Origin of the sequence: Nocardia sp. NPDC058058 (assembly GCF_042885355.1) — a bacterium.
Classification (GTDB): Bacteria; Actinomycetota; Actinomycetes; order Mycobacteriales; family Mycobacteriaceae; genus Nocardia.
The window spans coordinates 58,165-77,865 of record NZ_JBHVSA010000005.1; the positions used below are offsets into that span (position 1 = coordinate 58,165).

Consider the following 19,701-nt stretch of genomic DNA (forward strand, 5'->3'; position numbering starts at 1 on the left):
GCGGGGTCCGATGGGCCCGGTTCCCGATATCGGTCGAACGCTATGCGACCAGGGCAAACAGCACCGCGGCGACCGCGAAACTGACCACCGAGAGGATGGTCTCCAAGACCGTCCAGGTCTGCAATGTCTGCTTCACCGTCATATTGAAGTACTTGGAGATGATCCAGAACCCGCCGTCGTTGACATGGCTCAGCACGATCGACCCGGCCGCGATGGACATGGCGATCAGGGCCAGCGCGAATTGCGAGTACCCGTGATCGACCACCAGCGGTGCGACGATGCCGCCCGTGGTGACGATGGCCACGGTCGCCGAACCCTGCGCGATCCGCAGCCCACAGCTGATGATGTAGGCCAGCACGATCACCGGAAGCCCCGCGGCGGACATGGTTTCGGCCAGCGCCGAACCGATTCCGGTGGCGGAGATGACCTTTCCGAAGAACGCGCCCGCACCGACGACCAGCAGCAGCATGCCCACCGGGCGCAGCGATTCCGAGGTCAGGCTGCTGAGCTCCTGTACGGTCTGCCCGCGGCGGATACCGAGTACGTAGAACGCGATGAGCACGGCGATGAGCAGCGCCACGGCGGGCGTACCGAGGAAGGTGAGCACCTGCAGCGGTTGCGAATTCGCGGTCAAGAGCTGACTGCCGAAGGTCGCGCCCAGAATCAGGATCAGCGGAATCGCGATGATGCCGCCGATGAGCGCGACCGAGGGCGGAGCCTGCACGGCCGCGGCGGTGGTGGTGCCCGGACCGTCGCTCTTACCCGCGACCGTCGTGACCCCGCCCGTATCCGCCTGCGCGGCTTCCTTGTTCGCCTCGGCGACCAGGAATTCCTCGGGCACCTCGACCATGACGCGCTTACCGATCCAGCTGCCCCACACAATGCCCGCGGCGATGAATCCCGGGATACCGCAGATGAATCCGACCAGGATCAGCCAGCCCAGGCTCACACCCATCAGCCCGCCCAGGGCCACCGGCCCCGGATGCGGCGGCAGAAACGCGTGCGTCATGGACAGACCCGCGACCAGCGGCAGCACGTACCGCACCAGTGAACCGCCACCGCGCTTGGCCGCCACGTACACCAGCGGCGCGAGCACGAAGATGCCGATATCGAAGAACAGCGGAATACCGAAGATCAAGCCCAGCAGGCCCATCGCGACGGGCGCACCCCTGTCGCCGAAGATCCGCAGCAGTCGATCGGTGAGCACATCCGCGCCCCCGGATCGCTCCAGGATCGCCCCGAGCACCGTACCGAGGCCGATGATGACCGCGATATGCCCGAGAATCCCACCGAAACCCGTTTCCAGCAGTGAGTCACCGGCTTTGAGCGGTGAACCCACCAGCTTGGCCACCGGCAGTCCCGCCGCCAGGGCCAGACCCAGGCTCACGAGCAGCAGCGCGATGAACGGCTCCAATTTGACGCGAATGATCGCGAACAGCAGGACCGCGATGGCGAGTCCGCAGAGCACCAGCAGTCCTGGTGTGGTGGTGCGCAGCCAGTCGACTGTGGCGCCCATGGTGTACCTCTCAGGTCAGAGATCGAACGAACGATGCCGCGCGCGCGGCGATTTCGGCCCAGTGGCCGGCCGCGACATCCGCGGGAGCGACGACATCGGTTCCGGCGGTGACCGCTACCGCGCCCTGAGCGAGGAAGTCGGCCGCATTACCCGCATTGACCCCGCCGGAAGGGATCAGCTGCGCCTCGGGGAACGGGCCCCGCAGGTCCTTGAAATAGCCCGGCCCGAAAGCCTTGGCGGGGAAGATCTTCACCGCGGCGGCGCCCAGATCCATGGCGCGCATGACCTCGGTGGGCGTCAAAGCGCCCATGACAACGGGGATTCCGCGACGCGTGGCGACCTCGGCGACCTCTTCCCGGATGCCGGGGGTGACCAGGAACCGCGCACCGCTGTCGATCGCGGCGGCGGCCTGATCACCGGTCATGACCGTGCCCGCACCCATCACCCCGTGACCGGAATCGGCGGCCTTGCGCAGCGCCTCCAGCACCCCGGGGGTGGTGAAAGTCAGTTCCACGGCCCGGATTCCGGATCCGGCCAGGGCCTGCGCCAGTGCGGCGGGATCGGGAATCTCGGGCGCGCGCACCACGGTGAGCACGCGATCGGCGCGAATGACATCCATGGCGGAGGTCAACGGGTCTCCTTCCGAACGGAATTCATGCGCAGGGCACGACCGGCCCGTACCCCGGTGGGTTTGCCCGCGTCCATGGCGAATTCGCCGTTGACGAGCACGTACGGAATGCCGCGCGCCTGCTGTTTGGGGTTCTCGAAGGTGGCGGTGTCGGCCACGGTCGCGGGATCGAAGAGCACGAGATCGGCGGCGTAGCCCTCGCGGATCAGGCCGCGATCGGGCAACCGAAGTCGTTGTGCGGGACGGCCGGTCAGGTGATGCACGCAGTCCTCGAGCCCGAGCACGCCGAGGTCACGCGAGTAATGGCCCAGGTAGCGCGGGAAGGTGCCCCAGGCGCGCGGATGCGGCCGCTCCCCCACCAGCAGGGCGTCACTGCCGCCCATATGCCGGGGGTGCCGCATGATGGCGCGCACGTTCTCCTCGTGCCCGACGTGCTGAAGAATGGTGGTGGCCAACTGATCCCGGGTAAGCAGATCGAAGAACACCTCGACCGGCGGCATATCGCGCTCGGCGGCGATCTCGCTGACGGTGCGCCCGACGAAGCGGTCCAGCTCGCGATTGGCGACACCGCTGATCTGAATGGTCTCCCATTCCACGGTGACGCCGTGACAGCCGTCCGAGCCGTTCACGTTGACATCGGCCACAATTCGCAGCCGGGTCGGCAGATCGGCGATGCGCTCCAGCGCGGCATCGGGTCCGCCGGACATGGCCCAGCTGGGCAGCAGCGCCGAAAGCGTCGTGGAGCCGGGCAGATACGGGTAGGTGTCCAGGCTGATATCGCAACCGTCCGCCAGCGCCGCGTCGACCATGGCCAGGAATTCCGGTGCGCGCCCGCGATTCACGCCGAAATTCATGGTGGCGTGGGTCAGGTGCAGGGCGCAGCCGGTGCGGCGGGACAGTTCGATCATCTCCGCGTACGCCTCCAGCGCGCCCGCGCCGTAGGAGCGGGTGTGCGGTGCGTAGAAGCCGCCCGCCTCCGCCACCACCTCGCAGAGCGCGGCGAGTTCCGAAGTGTCGGCGTACATTCCGGGCGTATAGGTGAGGCCGCTGGACATGCCGACCGCGCCCTCGTCGAGGGCTTGGGCGAGCAGGGCGCGCATCCGCTCGATCTCGGCGGGCGTGGCATCGCGCTTGTCACTGCCGACCACCATCAGGCGCAGCGTGCCCTGCGGCACCAGATACGCCGCATTCGGTGTGATGCCCGCGGAATCCAGCCGGTCCAGATATTCCGCCACCGTGCGCCAGGAGAAGTCGAGATCGGCGGGATTGCCGTTCCAACCCGCGATCTGGCGGCGCACCACCGCGAGCGCGGCATCGTCGATCGGCGCGTAGGACAATCCGTCCTGCCCGATCACCTCGGTGGTGATGCCCTGGCTCAGTTTCGGGAAATGTCCGGGCTCGGTGAGCAGATGCAGATCCGAATGCGCGTGCATATCGATGAAACCCGGTGCCAGCGCGAGGTTCTCACCCTCGTCGATGATCCGATCGGCATCGGTCAGCGTGCCCGGCGCGGCGATGCGGGCGATCCGCCCGCCATCCACCAGTACATCGCCCCGATACCGGTCCGCGCCGGTGCCGTCGAAGATCTCGATATCGCGAATCAATAACTCGGCCATGGCGTTCCGCTCAGAAGAAGGTGTGCAGGAAGTCGACGACGCGGGGGCGCTCGGCCGCGGCGTCATCGATCACCGGAATGAGCCGCCATTTGTCGAAGGCCGTGCACGGGTGCGAAAGGCCCAGCCGGACAACCGCACCCACCGGAACCGCCTCGACATCGCCGCCGGGCAGTCGCAGGAAGGTGTGCTGATCGTTGAGCGCGCTCACGGTCGCGCCCTCGGGCAGTGGTTTGCCTGCCGGTCCCGCAATGATCTGCGGGACCGGCAGCCCCTCATCGAACGGCAGATCGCGCTTGCCCGCGTCCAACAGCGCCAGTCCCGGTTCCGGACGGGAGACGCTGCGCGCCCAGCCGTGCATGGCCGAGCGCAGGGGACGGGCGTCGCCGGTCAGCGACGCACCGCCCGCGGTCAAAGGCGAAATGCCGGAGTAGAAGCCGTCATCGTGGATGACGTACGCGCCGGAGCGCAGCACGACCGTGGTCGGAATGCCGTGCGCGCCTTCTTCATCCGCGAGACCGGCGAGACGTTCCACCACCAGGTCCGGATAGGCGCTGCCGCCGGCGGTGATGATTGCCCGGTCTTCGTAATACCCCTGCGCCGCCAGCTCCTTGTGCAGCACGCCCAGCTCGTCGAGGTAATGCCGAACGGCCGCAAGACCTTCGGGGGTGCGGTCATGCGCCAACGCACCTTCGTAGCCGCCGACACCGGCCAGGATCAGGCGATCGGATCGGTGAATGGCCTCGGCCACCTCGTGCGCCTCGGTCAGCGTGCGCGCACCCGTGCGGCCGTGCGGCCCACCGAGTTCCACCAGCACCGAGAGCCGCACACCGGCGGGAGCGGATTCCAGACCACGTTCCATGGCCCGGACGGTCGAAACGCCATCGGCCCAGCTGTAGAACTCGAATTCCGGATCGCGCGCCAATTCGCCCGCCACCCACTGCAATCCGACCGGATCGACCAGGGCATTGGCGAGCAGGATGCGATCCAGCCCGAAGGAACGCCCCACCTGCGACTGCCAGCCGGTGGCCAACGTGATGCCCCAGGATCCGGCGTCGAGCTGTTCACCCCACAGCTGCGGCGACATGGTGGTCTTACCGTGCGGTGCGAGCCGAACCCCTGCGGCCGCGGCCCATTCCGCCATGACGGCGAGATTGGAGTCCACCGCGGCTCGATCCACGGTGAGCACCGGCGTCTGCAACTGGTCCAAATACGGTGCCGTGGCCAGATATTCGCGCACCGTCAGTCCCCACGCGGCGGGCGGCAGCGATTTGTGCCGCGCGCTCAGCTCGCGATCATGCAGGGCTGCGACGACATCGTTGTCGAGAGCCACGACGCTCCTTCCGATTTCCCTCCGGCCGGATCATAGCCGAAGGCTATTGCATAGTCTGCAACGCTTGTTGCGTATTGTGTTCTCCGTGGTTATTCTGCACACGAAGGCCGAAAGCCGCAACCATTCGAAGGAGATTGGTGTGATCCAGGCGACCCCCCGCGCGGTCACCATCGGTGAGGGACTCGCCGTGCTCATCGCGCAAACCGGACCGCTGGAGGATTCGCACACCTTCGCGCGCGGCGCGGGCGGCGCGGAGGCCAATGCCGCCACCGTGCTCGCACAGCTGGGCGTGCCGACCGCCTGGGTCTCCCGGGTCGGCGACGACGGTTTCGGCCGCTATCTGGTACGGCATCTGAGCGAACGCGGCGTGGACACCTCCGCCGTCACCATCGATCCGGCGCGGCCCACCGGGGTCTATGTGAAGGAACGCGGCAGCGGTTCGGCGCGGCCGGATGATCTGCCCGCCGGGGCGAGCCGAATGCTGTACTACCGCACCGGTTCCGCCGCCAGCGCGCTCGCACCGCGGGATCTGAGCCTGGCCGCACCGCTGCTGGACAACGCCGAACTGGTGCACTTCACGGGCATCACCCCGGCCCTGTCGCCGTCTGCCACCGCCTGCACCGAAGCCCTGCTGGCGCGCCCGCGCGAGCGCCGCCTGATCAGCTTCGATCTCAATTTCCGCCCGGCCCTGTGGGAGCGGCGCACGGAGTCCGCCGCCGACATTCTGGCCCGGCATATCCGCGGCAGCGATGTGGTCTTCCTTGGCGCGGACGAGGCCCTGGAGGTCTTCGGCATGGGTGAGGCCGATCGGCTGCGCGAGCTCTTTCCCGAGCCGCGGCATCTGATCGTCAAGAACGATAAACACTCGGTGACCGGATTCATCGGCGCCGAACGCCTGGAGGTGCCCGCCCTGCGCCTGCGCGTCACCGAGCGGATCGGCGCGGGCGACGCCTTCGCCGGCGGCTACCTCGCCGCACTGCTCCAGGGTCGCCCGCATGAGCAGCTACTGCGCTTCGGACATCTCTGCGCGGCGGCCGCGCTCACCGGCACCGGCGATGTCGCAGAACTGCCTCCGCCGCACACCCTCGAATCACATTCGGCCCTCAGCGCTTCCGAATGGGCGGAATTGAATTACAGCCCGGCACAGCCCATCCCCGAGAATGTGGGCTCATGAGCCAGAGTCTGCTGCGCGCCCTCACCATCCTCGGCGAACTCGGCGAGGAGCCGAAATCGCTGGACCAGTTGGCCACCCGGCTCGGGGTGCACAAATCCACGGTGCTGCGACTGTTGCAGACCATGGAGGGCGAACGCTTCGTCACCCATGACGCGGAGCATCGATATCGGCTGGGCTCCAAGCTGTTCGAACTCGCCAACCGCTCACTCGAGGGCCGCGATGTGCGCACCGCCGCCCGGCCGCATCTGAGCGCGCTCAATGCCGCCACCGGGCAGACCGTGCACCTGGCCACCTATGAATCCGGTGAGGCCGTCTACATCGACAAACTCGATGCCACGCACAGCGTCCGAATGTATTCGCGCATCGGGCGTCCCGCCGCACTGCACTGCACCGCGGTCGGCAAGGTGCTGGTTTCCGCACTGCCGCACGAACAATGGCGCGGTATCGCCGAGGGCCTGGAATACAAGGCGTTCACCGACCGCACCATTCGAACCCCCGAGCAATATCTAGCCGAGTTGGAACTCGTTGCGGCCCAGGGTTATGCCGAGGACCACGAGGAACACGAGAGCTTCATCAACTGCGTGGCCGTCCCGATCCGCAATGGCACCGGCACGGTCGTCGCCGCGCTGTCCATGTCGGTGCCGGACATGCTGCTCGATCACGATCAGGTGCTCGCCATGCTGCCGCAGGTGCGCACCGCCGCCGATGCCGTCTCCACCGAATTGGGCTGGAGTCCCACCCCCGAGAAATGAAAGGCCGCAGATGACCGAGAAGATCGCCGTCCGCACCGATAAGGCCCCCGCCCCCGCGCACACCTTCTCCCAGGGTGTCCGCAAGGGCCCGTTCGTCCAGGTCTCCGGACAGGGTCCGGTCGATCCGATCACCAACGAATACCTGTACCCGGGGGACGTGGCCGCGCAGACCACCCGCACCCTCGAGAACGTCAAGGCGATCGTGGAGGCGAGTGGCGCGAGCTTCGACGATGTGGTCATGCTGCGCGTGTATCTGACCAAGCGCGAGGACTTCCCGATCATGAATGACGCCTATGGCGAATTCGTTACCAAACACACCTCCGGCGGCGTGCTGCCGAGCCGAACCACCGTGTTCACCGGCCTGCCGCGGGCGGAGATGCTGGTCGAGATCGACGGTATCGCCATCGTGGAAAACTGAGACCAGGCTGAGGCCGGAGCCCTCCGTTGTGACAAGTCGGTGGGGCTCCGGCAGACTCGACAGAGCCATGTACGACGACGACACCGAGCAGCTGCCCGTCTACCGCTCCGGCGGGACGCACGGAGCGGCGCAGACGCCTACGCCCGAGCCGCGCCGTGCCCGGCGTGCGGGGCCGACTTCGCATCGCCGCTCCGCACCGACCGAGTCGCATCGCATGCGGTACGCCGGGCGCGGGCTCATGTCGCTGTTCGCCGTCGGCGTCATCGGTGTCACCGGGATCGGCTGGTACGGCGAGACCAGCCTCAATGACGGCTTTCAGCACAGCCAGGTCATTCCCAAGGAGGATCAGTCCCTCGACGGCGATATCAATATGCTGCTCATCGGACTCGATACCCGCAAGGATCTGAACGGCAACGATCTCCCGAAGAACATCCTCGATCAGCTGCACGCCGGTGACGGCACCGAGGGCGGATACAATGCCAATTCGCTTATCCTGGTGCACATTCCGAAGGATCTCAAGAAGATCGTCGCATTCTCCATCCCGCGTGACGACTATGTGCAGGCGGTCGGGATTCCCGGCTACGACCACATCAAAATCAAAGAGGCGTACGGGCTCAAGAAGTTCTACGCCGAGGAGAAGCTCAAGGCACAGGGCGTCACCGACAAGATCGACATCGAGCGCCAGGGCCGCGAAGCCGGGCGCGCGTCGATCGTGCAGGCGGTGAAGACGCTCACCGGGGTGCCGATCAACCGCTTCGCCGAGATATCGCTCGTCGGGTTCTACGATCTGGCCGACGCGCTGGGCGGGGTCGACGTCTGCCTCAATCACGCGGTCGACGACAGCTACTTCTCCGGAGCCGTATTCCCCGCCGGGCCACAGCATCTCGACGCCGCCAACGCACTGTCCTTCGTGCGGCAGCGGCATGGGCTGGAGAACGGCGACCTCGATCGCACGCATCGCCAGCAGGCGTTCCTGACCTCGGTGGCCAAGCAGATCAAGGATTCCGGCACACTCACCAATATCGGCAAGCTCCGGGCGCTGATGGACGCGGCGCACCGCGATGTGGTGCTCTCGGACGGCTGGGATCTGAGCGACTTCATCACCACCCTGGGGCGCGCGAAATCCCCGGCGGTGGAATTCCGGACGCTGCCGGTGCTGCGCTACGACAATGTCGACGGCCAGGACGTGAACATCATCGATCCGGCCGCCATCAAGAAGGAAGTGCGCGCCGCGTTCGGCATCGAACAACCGACCGCGGCCGCCGCACCGAAGGTCACACCCACCTCCACCCTGGACGTGGTCAACGCGACCGGCACTTCCGGCATGGCGGCCAAGGTGTCGAAGTCCTTGGGCGGCAAGGGATTCCCGGTCGGCGATGTCAGCAATGCCACCTATTCCGACGGCACCTCCACCATGCTCTACTTCGGCACCGGCGCGGACACCGACGCCCAGGCGCTGGCCGATATGCTCGGCGGCAATGTCACCCCGGCCGCGTCCTCGAATGTCAGCGCCGGGCATATAAAGCTGGTGCTCGGCACCGATTTCGAGATTCCGGAGACGCTCGATCCGGCGGCCGCGAGCAGCACCACCACGGCCACCACCTCGAAATCGGCCGTCGCCACGACCACCGCGGACACCCCCAATAACGGCAAGCCGGTGACCACCACCATCGGCGGCAGCATCCCCTGCGTGAACTAGTCGCCCGCATCCCGCCAACTCACTGGACGCCATGTACAGTGAGCCGCGATACAACGGGCCGATCATGGGAAAACAGATGGCAGGCAACAGCTCCGAAACCGGCAACCTCACCCTGAGCGGCCGTTTCAACCACTACTCCAGCATCTACCTGGGCTTCGCCGCGCGCGCCTTCGCCCGCATGAACAGCCGCACCTACGCCCGCTCCGGCGGCACCCGCGGCAATATGCTGCAGGGCAAACCGGTCTTCCAGCTCATCGTCACCGGCCGCAAATCCGGCGAACCCCGCCCCGTCATGCTCATGCTCATCCGCGACGGCGACGACCTTTTGGTCTGCGGCTCCAACGGAGGCCACCCCGGCACCCCCAACTGGTGGCACAACCTCGCCGCCCAGCCCACCGCCGCCGTCCAGGTCGGCCCCGACACCTGGCCCGTCGACGTACACATCGTCACCGACGACACCGAATACGAAAAGCACTGGCGCACACTCAAAGCCGGATACCCCGACTTCCACACCTACGCCGCCCTCAGCACCCGCCGCTTCCCCATCGCCGTCCTGACCCGCCGCACCGAAGGCTGAAGCACACCTCGAAAGCACATGGCGCGGAAGGGATTGCGGAAAGCAGAGATGTCGATCCCCATCCCCCTCCCGGAGGACCGGCCGCTTTCGAGGCGGTGACGGACGCCGGTCCGCATTGCTTTCCCTGGTTATCGCCGTGACGCAGATCGGAATCGAACCGACGAAATCCTGAGTGAAAGTCAGGGTGCCCGTTACCAGCAGAGCAACTGCGCCGCGATTTCGCCCGAGCGAAATCCGGTGGGGGCGGTAGGGATCGAACCTACCGTGCTCGCGCACCTGTTTTACAGACAGGCTGAGCCACCAGGCTCCTCGCCCCCGCGGTGATGTGAATACGACTGAGCCGGAACGCTGTTCAGCGCTCTGACGACTCGTAGGAATAGCGTTCGGAGGTGAGATAGCCGGTCATCGCGATTCCTTTCGTCGTTGGTGAGAACAACGCTAACAGGCTGCGCCGCAGGGGGATAGCGAATTAATCCGCGGTGCGCACCGGGGTCAGGGCGTACATGTACCAGGAGCGATGCGGCATCTCGCTGCGGAAGACCTGCATCCGCATATCCACCCACTCGCCGGTCTCCAGGGACAGGAAGGCGCTGGGCCCGCGCACGATGGCGCCGGGTGGGATATCGGTCTCCCAGAAACGTTGCCAGTCAGGCGATTCCGAGCATTGGCTGGTGATCTCGGCGATGCGCTCGGGCGCGACCGTGCCGGGTGAGCCGTACCGGAACAGGTACACCATCATGTGCGCCTCGACCTCCCAATCCCGCATGACATAGCGGGCGATGGGATCGAGCAGCATCCACGCCATGATGTTGACCCCGGGCTCCAGCCCCGGAAATGCCCGGCGATACGCGGCATTCGCAGCGATCAGGTCCATCGCGGGCATGGTCTGATAGCAGGCCGGATACGGCATATTCTCCAGGAAGTCGAGTTCGAGCTGTTCCGGATAGCCACCGTCGGTGGTCAATTCGGTGAGTTCGGGCACCATGACATCGGCGATATAGCCGATGTACTGCACCGGCACATCCAACACCTGGAACAGCGCCCCCAACGACGTCGGCGTCGGCTGCCGCGTGCCCTGTTCGACCTTTTGCAGCAGCGCCTCGGAAACCCCGGCACGCTTGGCCAATTCAGCCCGGGTCAGTCCCGCCGCTGCCCGCCGCGACCGCAGATACACCCCGATGGCCGACTGTGCCTCATCCACGCCCGGCTCCTCCCATGCGCCACTATCCGCCGCACCGAACTTATGCAAATCCGGCAGGTGGGACAAATTGGGACAGGGCGATTCCTTGATCCGCACCCCGCCCATCCACGATGCTCGCATAGCCGTCCAACGCAGTTCGGCACCGACGAATACCCGGGGAGGGGACGGCATGACCGTGGATCCATCGCTGCCGACGATGGGCTCGCGCGACGTGCCGCACGGGAATTCGGCACGGCGGGCCGGTTCGGCACCGACCGTCGTGCACAGCACTCAGGCGTCCTGGGACCAGACGGCCAGTTCGCCGCCGGGCATGCAGGCGACGAGGTAGCGGCCCGGGTCGGTGACGTGCCAGGCCTCGAAGTACTGATCGGGTTCGACGACTACGCGGTGGCCGGAATCGAGGTCGATGCGGAGTTCGCCGGTGGATTCGACCGCGGCCGCGGTGATTACGCCCGCCACGACGGTGGCCAGGTCGTCGGGGCCGGATTCGCCCGCCAGACGATGCGAGGGTGAGCCGGTGGCGCGGTGCACCACCAACTCACCCTCGATGTGGATCTCGTAGACACCCGCGGCCAGCACGATCACGTACGGGCCGGGTGACATGACTGTGAGGCGCTCACCGGTGATCGGTAGTTTCATTGCGCCTCCAGCGTTCTCGTTACTTGGTGGCCTCCGCCAGCACGGCGATGACCTCATCGGACAGGAAGAACGGTTCCAGGCGTTCGCGAACCAGCTTGGCCAGCACGCCATTTCGCTTGGCGGCCTCGATGACGGCGGGACCGTAGCGCAGGATCTCGCCGGCGATATCCTCGCCCGACAGACCCAGTTCGGGCAGCAGCCCGGCGAGGGTGTGATCGCCGTACTTCTCGAAGAAGACCTCGACACCCTGATCGACCAGGACGCCGACGTACTCCTTCTCGCGGGTGGTCAGCGCGATGCGGTAGATGATCTGCGCGAGATCGGAAAGATCCTGCTGCGACAGGTAATCGCGCAAACCGCTGACCGGTTCACCCGCGTGCAGATCCCAGAACTCCATGGCGGCATCGTGCACGGGGGCGTCGCGCAGCATTTCGCGGATGGCGTTATTGGTGCGCTTGAGCGCGAATTGCGCTCCCTTGCCCGCCATTTCGCCCAGGAAGGTGCCGTCGCCGGTGGCCTTCTCGGCGGCCTTGCGGGCCTGCTTGGCGGCGGAGGTGCCGAACGAGACCAGCGAGCCCACGCCCGGGATCTTGTTCGCCATCTGGCGGTTGCTCTCCATGAAATCGTCGATCAGCTTGTCGACGAACTTGGAGGCCACGGTCGCCACCAGGGGGCTCTCGGTGAGCCGCTCGAGAATGCGCTCCTGCGCCTGGTGCATGCCGAAGATCTTCTCCAGCAGCTGTTCCACCGGCTCGCGGTCCACCACGTCGCCGAGGGTGTAGTCGTTATTGCTGGCGATATCGGTGTAGAGCGAATTGGCCAGCGTGCCGACCATCTCCCCCAGCACCGGGCTGCCGCCGATCAGATCGATGATTTTGGCCACGGTCTGCTTGGCCTGATCGATCTCCACCACATCGCGGAAGATGATGGTGTCGGCCACGCCGATCACCGCTTCCACATCGCGGCCGATCACCTCGGTGAAGCGGTCACCGCTCACCTCGGCGAGCAGGAAGTCCACTTGCAGGTCCAGCAGCCGTTCGGCGATTTCGCGCGGCTCGGTCACAGATTCCACCCATCGTCAAGAAGGGACCGCCGAGTTCAGTCGGAATCGTTGCCGTGCACCGATTTTCGAATCTGTTCCAGGCGTTCCCGCGCGGCTTTCTCCCGCGCGTCCCACTGTTCCTCGACGCTACGACCCACTGGTGTCTGCCGATCGAGCTCGCCCATCCCCTGTGCGGTGCCGTAGCGCTGCTCGACCTTATCGCGAACTGACTCGAAAGTAGGGACGCCGGTGTTCGTATATCCGCCGATGCCCGGGGCGACGGGGATACCCGCCGGAGGTACCGGCACCCCGGTGACCACCGGACCGCCTTCCACCTGCCCGAATGTATCGGGCAGCGCTACCGGCGGCAGCTCGGATTCCGCCTCCGTGTCCGGAGTCACATCGATGACCGCGGGTGCATGACCGACGGTGGCCGCCACCGACGCGGCCACCGCGTGCAGGGCGGCCAGCGCGGCCCGGCCTTCGGTGGCCTGCTCCACCGCGGCCGCCAATTCGGCGTCCGGCAGCCCCGCCAATTCCGATCCGAGATCCCTGGCATCGCTCATGGTGACCAGGCTACGCACGGTCCCGGGCGACATGCCCGAAATGCGGCTTGCCTGCGGGTTCGTCCGGTGAGTCCGGATTTACAGGCGGACCCGGCGCTGTTCGGCGCGCCGCACCAGATCGTGCACGCGCGGATCGGCCGCCAGAGCCCGATCCAGCACCACATTCACCAGACCGCGCAGCAGCGCGTACGGCTCCCAGCCGTAGGGCGCGATGGTGCGGGCCGCGCGCTTCTCGATACCGTCCGCGATCACCTCCGCGGCCCGGGCGGCGGTGATCCGCACATTGAGCGGCCACGGCAGCAGATCGTCCAGATCACGGCCCAGCTCATCACGATCCAGCGTGGCCCGCGTCATATCGGTGTCCACGATGCCGAAATACGCGATCCCGGCGGTCGCCCCGAACGGTGCGAGTTCGACCCGCAGCGCCCGCCCGAACTGCTCAACGCCCGCCTTGCTGATCATGTACGGCGCACCCGCCATCCCCGGCGCGAACGCCGCGCACGAGGACACCACCACCACATGTCCACGCGCACTGACGATCTCGTCCAGTGCCGGGCGCACGGTATTGAACACACCGGTGAGATTGATGCCGATGACGCGATCGAAATCCGCGCCGTCCATGATGCGCAGCGTCGCCGGGCGCGGCACCACACCGGCGTTGGCCACCACCACATCGAGTCCGCCGAAATGCTCCACGGTGCGAATCACGGCCTGGCGCATGGCTTCTCGATCGGCGACATCGGCGGTGACGGCGAAGGCGCGATCGCCCAGCCGATGCGCGATGGCCGCGACCGCGTGCCCGTCGATATCGACCAGCGCCACCCGTGCGCCGCGCTCGTGCAGCAGGACCGCCAGTTCATGGCCGATGCCCTGACCCGCACCGGTGATCAGCACGGTCTGCCCGGCGACCCGGTGGCCGGGCCGCTTCGGTGAGAGCAGGCTCAGCAGTGGCATCATCGGGTCACCTCGTAGTTCGCGCTGTCGAATGTGGCTGTGCGGCGGCGGTATTCGAAGCTCCAGTTGGGATAGAGCCCGGCATTGGTGCCGTCCGCGGTGGTGTAGTAGCTACGGCAGCCGCCGGTGAGCCAGACCGTGGTGGTGCTGCGGTACGCCATCTCGGCGAGAAAAGCCTGCTGGGCTCGTGGTCGCACCTGCACGCGTCGAGCTCCCCTGCCCCGCATGGTGACCAGCGCGTCGACGATGTAGGTGATCTGCGATTCGATCATGAAGATAGCCGACTGATTCCCGGCCGCGCCGAACGGGCCGAGCGTGCAGAAGAAGTTGGGGAAACCAGCCACCGCCACACCCAGATAGCTCTGTGGCTCCTTATCGTAGAGCTGCGCCATACTCCGGCCGTCGGACCCGATATAGCGATCGTAAACCGCCGGTATGGAAGTGAATCCGGTGCCGAAGATGATCGTATCCACCACGTGCTCGGTACCGTCGCGCAGCACGATCGATCGCGGGCGCACCTCGGCGATCGTCTCGGTGACGACCTCCGCGTTGGGCTGATCCAACGCGGGCAGATAGGCGTCGGAGAAGATGGCGCGCTTGCACCCGATCACATAGTCCGGCAGCAGTTTCGCGCGCAGGTCCGGATCACGCACCTGGCGGAGCAGCTGTAGGCGCGCGAGCGCCTCGTACGGATGCCGGAAGCGCTGATCCACCAGCGAGATGAGCCCGAACGCCTCGATCGCGGAATAGAATCCGCCCCTGATCATCTTCTGCGCCAATGGAATACGATCCAGCAGATACCGCTCTACACCCGAGGTGACCCGATCCATGCGCGGCACGATCCACGGGGCCGACCGCTGGAACAGCAGCAGTTTCCGCACCAGCGGTTGAATCTCCGGGACGAACTGCACCGCCGACGCCCCGGTGCCGATGACGGCGACGCTTTCCCCGGTCAGGTCATGCTCGTGATCCCAGTGCAGGGAGTGGAATGTCTTGCCTTCGAACGTGTTCAGCCCGGGCAGGTCGGGATATTTGGCATCGGCGAACACGCCCGCCGCCGAGATCAGGAAGTCCGCGGTGAGCGGACCCCGGCTCGTCTCGATCCGCCACCTGGATTCGTCCTCGTCCCAGCGCGCGTCCAGCAGTTCGACACCGAAGCGCATGAACCGCAGCACATCGTGGTCGACCGCAACCCCGCGCAGGTAGTCCAGAATCTCCCCCTGTCGTCCATACATTCTGGACCAGTTCGGATTCGGCGCGAACGAATAGCTGTACAGGTGCGAGGGCACATCGCAGGCGCAGCCGGGATAGGTGTTCGCCTGCCACGTCCCGCCCAGATCATCGGCGCGTTCGAGAACCACCAGATCCTCGAATCCGGCCTCCCGCAACTTGATCGCCAAACCGATCCCGCCGAAACCCGCGCCGACGATGGCGATGGGCGTGTGTTCGACCGCTGTGGTCATTGGTACCGACTTTCCTTCCAGATCACAGGTCGAGCACGAGCTGATCGCCCGCCGCACGCGAGACACAGAGCAGCATGCGTTGCGCGCGTGCGGATTCGGTGAGCAGCCGATCGCGATGATCGACCGCTCCGGCCAGTACGCCCACCTCGCAGGAACCGCAGAAGCCCTGCTGGCAGGAGTACGCGATATCGGGCAGCGCGCGGCGCACGGCGGCGAGCGCGGTCTCCTGCGCACCCACCCGCAGCGTGGTTCCGGTGCGCGCCAGGGTGATACCGAATTCCCGGCCGTCCAGCACCGGTTGCGCCGAGAAGCGCTCGGTGTGCAGTGATCCGGTGGGATTGAGCTCGAACAGACAGCGTTGCGCGGCGGCCAGCATCGGGGGTGGGCCGCAGACGTAGACGGCCGCACCGGGTTCGGCGGCGGCCAGCAACGCCTCGACATCCGGTACACCGCACTCGTCGTCGGGAAGTATTCGTGCCGAACCGATTTCATCGAGGAAAGGCATGGTTGTCCGCGACCGGCCGGTGTAGATCAACTGCTCGAGCGCACCCGCCGCGCGCACCATGGGCAGGATCGGGGTGATGCCGATGCCACCGGCGAGGAACAGGTACGAAGGCGCGTCCACCAGCGTGAAGGCATTGCGCGGACCGCGAATTCGGAGCCGATCACCGACCCACAGCTCATCATGCACCTCCGCCGAGGCACTGCCATCCGGAATCCTCCGGACGGCGATCCGATACCGGTCACGATCCGCCGGATCCCCGCACAGCGAATACTGCCGCTGCCGCCCCGAGGGCAGGAACACATCCACATGCGCACCCGGCCGCCACGCGGGCAGCGCACCGCCACCCGGACGGCGTAGCGTCAGGCTCACCACATCGTCAGCCTCACGGGTGCGTGCACCCACCACCACATCGATATCGAAGCCGCTGCGTCGCAACGGATTCGGCCGCGACAACAGTGGAGCGGCCGGACCGCTGACGAAGACCTTCAGATACGCGTCCATGACTCCGCCCAGCAGGCGCAGCGCCGCCGGACCGTGTACATCCCGGCCAGAAGCACGCCGGGATGACGGGGCCGGGGTCCGCTCGGGCCGTGTGGAGGGCGCATTCCTCGACACCTGGGCGGGATTCGTGGTCGCGGTCATCCGTTCGCCGCTCGGGCGGCGGGGGAATGGGCGAGGTAGCGCAGGGCGGTGTCCATGGGGCCCAGTTGGGAGGGGTGGAAGCCGGGGCGGAGGTAGCGCGGGATTTCCTTGAAAAATACTGTCCAGCTGGGGATCACGCCGCGACGGGTGGCATTGATGAATTGCAGGCCCCAGAAGCGGCCCTTGTCGGGGCTGGGATCCTGGCGGTAGAGGTAGCCGGTGGAGATGATGAACAGCGGGAGCAGGGTGGCGCTGGCGAGCAGCGCGGTGCGGGCCTTGCGGGCGTAGCCGCCGTCCACGTGCATGTAGGCGTCGTAGACGACGCTGCGATGCTCAACCTCTTCCGCGCCGTGCCAGCGCACCAGATCCAGCATGGCCGGATGCATGCCCTTGGTTTCCAGCACATCGGCCTCCAGCAGCCATTCGCCGAGCACCGCGGTGTAGTGCTCCATGCCCGCGAACAGGCCGAGCCGCTCCTTGAGCCATTCCTCGCGCGCCCGGCCGGTGAGGCCGTGATCGCCGAGAATGCGATCCACCAGCCAGCTGATGGCGCGCACATACGAATCGACATCGAGCCCGATGGCGCGCAGGTGGTCACGCGCGCCCTCATGACTGCTGGCGTGCATGGCCTCCTGGCCGACGAAGCCGGTCACCTCCTCGCGCAGGCGCTCGTCATCGATGTACGGCAATGCCTCGGCAAGCGTCTTGGCCATGGCGCGCTCCCCCTCCGGGAGCACCAGATGCATCACATTGACGATGTGCGTAGCCAGCACCTCGCCCGGAATGTAGTGCAGCGGAACGGATTCGAAGTCGAACCGGACATCGCGCGCGGCGATGGCGTGTGCTTCGGCGAGGTACTGGCGCGTCTTTGCGCCGTCCTGTGCAACCATGCTCCGAAAGTACAGTGCAACAAATTGCTTTGCAATGTTGCACGCAACAAATTCCGGGCGAATGTTGCAACGCGAGACCGCTTTGCTAGCGTGGTGGACGTGCCAACCGCATCGAAACCCCAGGCCGGCCGGGCCACGGCCGATGACAACACCCGGATTCTCGATGCGGCCCTGCTCCAGTTCCAGCGCGTCGGGGTCAAGAAGACAACCATCGAGGACGTGGCCCGCGAGGCCGGGGTGGACCGGGTCACCGTGTACCGCCGGATCGGCTCCCGCGACAATCTGGTGACCGCGGTGTTCAGCCGCGAAGTGGCGCTGGTATTGGCCGAGCTCGCGCTCATCCCGGAACGGCACGGGAATATCGGCGACCTGATAACCGATATGTTCATGACGGTGCTGAAACTCTGGCGCGCGCATCCGGTGGCCCAAAGCATGCTGACGCTCGAACCCGAACGGGTTGTCATGAAGCTGAGCGTGCACGGCGCGGATATCTTCACCATGGCCGTGACGGCCACCGCGGCCGCCATGGAACGCGCCGTCGAGCGCGGATTGCTCGCTCCCGCAAGCGATCTCACCGCACGCGCGGAAGTCGCCTGCCGCGTTGTGCATTCGCTCATCCTGCTGCCGCACGCGGCGCTCGAGCTCGAAACCGATTCGCAGCTCCAGGATTTCGCACGCGGCTATCTGCTGCCGATCATCACCGGGCAGCCCGCCTGAGCATTCGCCCCGGTGGCGCGCCTGTTCCAGACCCGGCCCTTGCGCCGAATCGGAACCGGGCGTACGGTGGTGGCGTCGCAATCTCGAGGATGCAGGTCGACAGCAGTCCCTCCCTCCGGATTTCTTCCCTCCCGAGTTCGAATCCAGCCTGAGCTCTGAATTTCATTCGAGCGCTGACGTTTACCCGAACTCGGTTCACCACACCTTCTTCAGGAGAACCATCATGACTACCATCAATCCCGACCTCGCCATCGAGGTCATCGAAACACTTTCTCCCGCAACGGGAATACTCGATATCAGCGGGCATACGGCGGTACTGCGCCACCGCGGATATCTGCCCGGTCCGGGCGATATCCATGTGCCGAATCACCTGATTCGCGAGCATGGACTGCGCCGCGGTGATGCCATCACCGGCCTGGCGCAGCCGAATGCCAAGGGCGGCAAGCTCGCCCCGCTGGTCCGGGTCGATTCGGTCAATGACTCCCCGACCGGCGAGGCCAAGGCCCGGCCGCGCTTCGCGGACCTGACCCCCATCCATCCCGATCAGCGCTTGCACCTGGAAACCGAGCCGAACAAGCTCACCACCCGGGTCACCGATCTGGTCATGCCGATCGGCAAGGGCCAGCGCGCGCTCATCGTCGCACCGCCCAAAGCGGGCAAAACCTCTGTGCTGCAAGCGATTGCGCACGGTATCGCCGCCAATCACCCCGAGGCGCACCTCATGCTGGTGTTGATCGGCGAACGGCCCGAAGAGGTCACCGAATTCACCCGGGGTGTGCCCGGTGAGGTCATCGCGGCAACCTTCGATCACTCCCCCGCGGAGCAGACCGCGCTCGCCGAACTCGCCATCGAACGCGCACAGCGCCTCGTGGAGCAGGGGCGCGATGTGGTGGTGCTGCTCGATTCGCTCACCCGGCTGGCTCGGGCGTACAACACCTCCGGACCGGCATCGGGCCGAATCCTTTCCGGCGGTGTGGATTCCACCGCTTTGCTGCCGCCCAAGAAGTTCCTCGGCTCGGCGCGCAATATCGAACACGGCGGGTCGCTCACGATTATCGCCACCGCGCTGGTGGAGACCGGTTCGCTGGCCGACACGGTGATCTTCGAGGAATACAAGGGCACCGGCAACGCCGAACTCAAACTGGATCGGACCCTGGCGAGCCGGCATGTGTTCCCGGCCGTCGATATCGCCAAGTCCAGTACCCGGCGTGACGAGCTGCTGCATACGCCCGCCGAGCACGCGGCGGTGAGCAAACTCCGCCGCACCCTGGCCGAGCTCGACGATCAGAAGGCCCTGGACCTCATGCTCGACGGTCTGCGGCGTACCGGCAGCAATGCCGAATTCCTGCTGAATATCACTCGCAAGTAAGCA

General features: G+C 66.2%; 18 protein-coding genes, 2 tRNA genes and 1 pseudogene. 7 read left to right on the forward strand and 14 right to left on the reverse strand.

Going from position 1 to position 19,701, the window contains the following annotated elements:
- Nucleotides 1-40: 40 nt before the first annotated feature.
- From ACFVUS_RS38720 to ACFVUS_RS38735, 4 genes are read right to left on the reverse strand one after another with little or no spacing between them, the layout of a single operon-like run.
- Nucleotides 41-1,516, reverse strand: a complete 1,476-nt coding sequence (locus tag ACFVUS_RS38720) for a GntP family permease (protein WP_387778780.1) — start codon at nucleotides 1,514-1,516, stop codon at nucleotides 41-43.
- A 10-nt stretch (nucleotides 1,517-1,526) separates the two neighbouring features.
- A complete protein-coding gene (locus ACFVUS_RS38725) occupies nucleotides 1,527-2,135 on the reverse strand; it encodes a bifunctional 4-hydroxy-2-oxoglutarate aldolase/2-dehydro-3-deoxy-phosphogluconate aldolase (RefSeq protein ID WP_387779879.1) in 609 nt (202 codons plus the stop codon).
- Between the two features lie 8 nt (nucleotides 2,136-2,143).
- Nucleotides 2,144-3,760: an amidohydrolase family protein gene (locus tag ACFVUS_RS38730; RefSeq protein ID WP_387778783.1), complete on the reverse strand. Its 1,617-nt coding sequence runs from the start codon at nucleotides 3,758-3,760 to the stop codon at nucleotides 2,144-2,146.
- Between the two features lie 10 nt (nucleotides 3,761-3,770).
- A complete protein-coding gene (locus ACFVUS_RS38735) occupies nucleotides 3,771-5,090 on the reverse strand; it encodes an amino acid deaminase (RefSeq protein WP_387778786.1) in 1,320 nt (439 codons plus the stop codon).
- A 139-nt stretch (nucleotides 5,091-5,229) separates the two neighbouring features.
- Here ACFVUS_RS38735 and ACFVUS_RS38740 point away from each other — a divergent pair, with 139 nt between their 5' ends.
- The 5 genes from ACFVUS_RS38740 (at nucleotide 5,230) to ACFVUS_RS38760 (ending at nucleotide 9,710) form a co-directional block, all read left to right on the forward strand.
- Complete coding sequence (locus tag ACFVUS_RS38740) at nucleotides 5,230-6,264, forward strand: sugar kinase (RefSeq protein WP_387778789.1); 1,035 nt, start codon at nucleotides 5,230-5,232, stop codon at nucleotides 6,262-6,264.
- The gene (locus tag ACFVUS_RS38745) at nucleotides 6,261-7,016 is read left to right on the forward strand and encodes an IclR family transcriptional regulator (RefSeq protein ID WP_387778792.1); all 756 of its coding nucleotides are present in this window, start codon (nucleotides 6,261-6,263) and stop codon (nucleotides 7,014-7,016) included. The genes ACFVUS_RS38740 and ACFVUS_RS38745 overlap by 4 nt, the downstream gene beginning before the upstream one ends.
- A gap of 10 nt (nucleotides 7,017-7,026) precedes the next feature.
- Nucleotides 7,027-7,434: a RidA family protein gene (locus ACFVUS_RS38750; RefSeq protein WP_387778795.1), complete on the forward strand. Its 408-nt coding sequence runs from the start codon at nucleotides 7,027-7,029 to the stop codon at nucleotides 7,432-7,434.
- Nucleotides 7,435-7,648: 214 nt separating this feature from the next.
- Nucleotides 7,649-9,133 (forward strand): LCP family protein, encoded by a 1,485-nt coding sequence (locus ACFVUS_RS38755; protein ID WP_387779882.1) that lies wholly within the window; start codon nucleotides 7,649-7,651, stop codon nucleotides 9,131-9,133.
- Between the two features lie 76 nt (nucleotides 9,134-9,209).
- Nucleotides 9,210-9,710 (forward strand): nitroreductase/quinone reductase family protein, encoded by a 501-nt coding sequence (locus tag ACFVUS_RS38760; RefSeq protein ID WP_387778798.1) that lies wholly within the window; start codon nucleotides 9,210-9,212, stop codon nucleotides 9,708-9,710.
- Between the two features lie 137 nt (nucleotides 9,711-9,847).
- Here the strand turns inward: ACFVUS_RS38760 and ACFVUS_RS38765 are convergent.
- The 10 genes from ACFVUS_RS38765 to ACFVUS_RS38810 all read right to left on the reverse strand — a co-directional run bounded on the left by ACFVUS_RS38765 (nucleotide 9,848) and on the right by ACFVUS_RS38810 (nucleotide 17,612).
- Nucleotides 9,848-9,923 (reverse strand) — tRNA-Glu (locus tag ACFVUS_RS38765).
- A 25-nt stretch (nucleotides 9,924-9,948) separates the two neighbouring features.
- Nucleotides 9,949-10,027: transfer RNA gene (locus ACFVUS_RS38770), tRNA-OTHER, on the reverse strand.
- A gap of 152 nt (nucleotides 10,028-10,179) precedes the next feature.
- A complete protein-coding gene (locus ACFVUS_RS38775) occupies nucleotides 10,180-10,911 on the reverse strand; it encodes a helix-turn-helix domain-containing protein (RefSeq protein ID WP_387778801.1) in 732 nt (243 codons plus the stop codon).
- Between the two features lie 270 nt (nucleotides 10,912-11,181).
- Nucleotides 11,182-11,550, reverse strand: a complete 369-nt coding sequence (locus ACFVUS_RS38780) for a DUF6188 family protein (protein ID WP_387778804.1) — start codon at nucleotides 11,548-11,550, stop codon at nucleotides 11,182-11,184.
- Nucleotides 11,551-11,569: 19 nt separating this feature from the next.
- On the reverse strand, nucleotides 11,570-12,613 hold the full coding sequence (locus ACFVUS_RS38785; RefSeq protein ID WP_387778807.1) for a hypothetical protein: 1,044 nt from the start codon (nucleotides 12,611-12,613) through the stop codon (nucleotides 11,570-11,572).
- A 35-nt stretch (nucleotides 12,614-12,648) separates the two neighbouring features.
- Nucleotides 12,649-13,158, reverse strand: a complete 510-nt coding sequence (locus ACFVUS_RS38790; protein WP_387778810.1) for a PspA/IM30 family protein — start codon at nucleotides 13,156-13,158, stop codon at nucleotides 12,649-12,651.
- A gap of 78 nt (nucleotides 13,159-13,236) precedes the next feature.
- Nucleotides 13,237-14,112 (reverse strand): SDR family oxidoreductase, encoded by an 876-nt coding sequence (locus ACFVUS_RS38795; RefSeq protein WP_387779885.1) that lies wholly within the window; start codon nucleotides 14,110-14,112, stop codon nucleotides 13,237-13,239.
- On the reverse strand, nucleotides 14,112-15,575 hold the full coding sequence (locus ACFVUS_RS38800; RefSeq protein ID WP_387778813.1) for a flavin-containing monooxygenase: 1,464 nt from the start codon (nucleotides 15,573-15,575) through the stop codon (nucleotides 14,112-14,114). Before ACFVUS_RS38800 ends, ACFVUS_RS38795 begins: the two co-directional genes overlap by 1 nt.
- Nucleotides 15,576-15,597: 22 nt before the next feature.
- On the reverse strand, nucleotides 15,598-16,581 hold the full coding sequence (locus ACFVUS_RS38805) for a PDR/VanB family oxidoreductase (RefSeq protein WP_387778816.1): 984 nt from the start codon (nucleotides 16,579-16,581) through the stop codon (nucleotides 15,598-15,600).
- A gap of 137 nt (nucleotides 16,582-16,718) precedes the next feature.
- Nucleotides 16,719-17,612, reverse strand: a complete 894-nt coding sequence (locus ACFVUS_RS38810; RefSeq protein ID WP_387778819.1) for a metal-dependent hydrolase — start codon at nucleotides 17,610-17,612, stop codon at nucleotides 16,719-16,721.
- Between the two features lie 99 nt (nucleotides 17,613-17,711).
- Between ACFVUS_RS38810 and ACFVUS_RS38815 the strand changes: the two genes are divergently transcribed.
- Together ACFVUS_RS38815 and rho are read left to right on the forward strand one after the other, a co-directional pair.
- Complete coding sequence (locus ACFVUS_RS38815; RefSeq protein ID WP_387778822.1) at nucleotides 17,712-18,329, forward strand: TetR/AcrR family transcriptional regulator; 618 nt, start codon at nucleotides 17,712-17,714, stop codon at nucleotides 18,327-18,329.
- Between the two features lie 262 nt (nucleotides 18,330-18,591).
- A pseudogene (gene rho, locus ACFVUS_RS38820) lies at nucleotides 18,592-19,698 on the forward strand (transcription termination factor Rho); the annotation flags it as partial.
- Nucleotides 19,699-19,701: the final 3 nt, after the last annotated feature.

Excerpts from the sequence above, each read along its gene's own strand:
- ACFVUS_RS38720 (WP_387778780.1), bottom strand. The coding sequence starts at position 1,516 with ATGGGCGCCACAGTCGACTGGCTGCGCACCACCACACCAGGACTGCTG.
- ACFVUS_RS38725 (WP_387779879.1), bottom strand. The coding sequence starts at position 2,135 with ATGGATGTCATTCGCGCCGATCGCGTGCTCACCGTGGTGCGCGCGCCC.
- ACFVUS_RS38800 (WP_387778813.1), bottom strand. The coding sequence starts at position 15,575 with ATGACCACAGCGGTCGAACACACGCCCATCGCCATCGTCGGCGCGGGT.
- ACFVUS_RS38790 (WP_387778810.1), bottom strand. The coding sequence starts at position 13,158 with ATGAGCGATGCCAGGGATCTCGGATCGGAATTGGCGGGGCTGCCGGAC.
- ACFVUS_RS38795 (WP_387779885.1), bottom strand. The coding sequence starts at position 14,112 with ATGCCACTGCTGAGCCTGCTCTCACCGAAGCGGCCCGGCCACCGGGTC.
- ACFVUS_RS38805 (WP_387778816.1), bottom strand. The coding sequence starts at position 16,581 with ATGGACGCGTATCTGAAGGTCTTCGTCAGCGGTCCGGCCGCTCCACTG.
- ACFVUS_RS38760 (WP_387778798.1), top strand. The coding sequence starts at position 9,210 with ATGGCAGGCAACAGCTCCGAAACCGGCAACCTCACCCTGAGCGGCCGT.
- ACFVUS_RS38745 (WP_387778792.1), top strand. The coding sequence starts at position 6,261 with ATGAGCCAGAGTCTGCTGCGCGCCCTCACCATCCTCGGCGAACTCGGC.
- ACFVUS_RS38780 (WP_387778804.1), bottom strand. The coding sequence starts at position 11,550 with ATGAAACTACCGATCACCGGTGAGCGCCTCACAGTCATGTCACCCGGC.
- ACFVUS_RS38810 (WP_387778819.1), bottom strand. The coding sequence starts at position 17,612 with ATGGTTGCACAGGACGGCGCAAAGACGCGCCAGTACCTCGCCGAAGCA.
- ACFVUS_RS38750 (WP_387778795.1), top strand. The coding sequence starts at position 7,027 with ATGACCGAGAAGATCGCCGTCCGCACCGATAAGGCCCCCGCCCCCGCG.
- ACFVUS_RS38755 (WP_387779882.1), top strand. The coding sequence starts at position 7,649 with ATGCGGTACGCCGGGCGCGGGCTCATGTCGCTGTTCGCCGTCGGCGTC.
- ACFVUS_RS38730 (WP_387778783.1), bottom strand. The coding sequence starts at position 3,760 with ATGGCCGAGTTATTGATTCGCGATATCGAGATCTTCGACGGCACCGGC.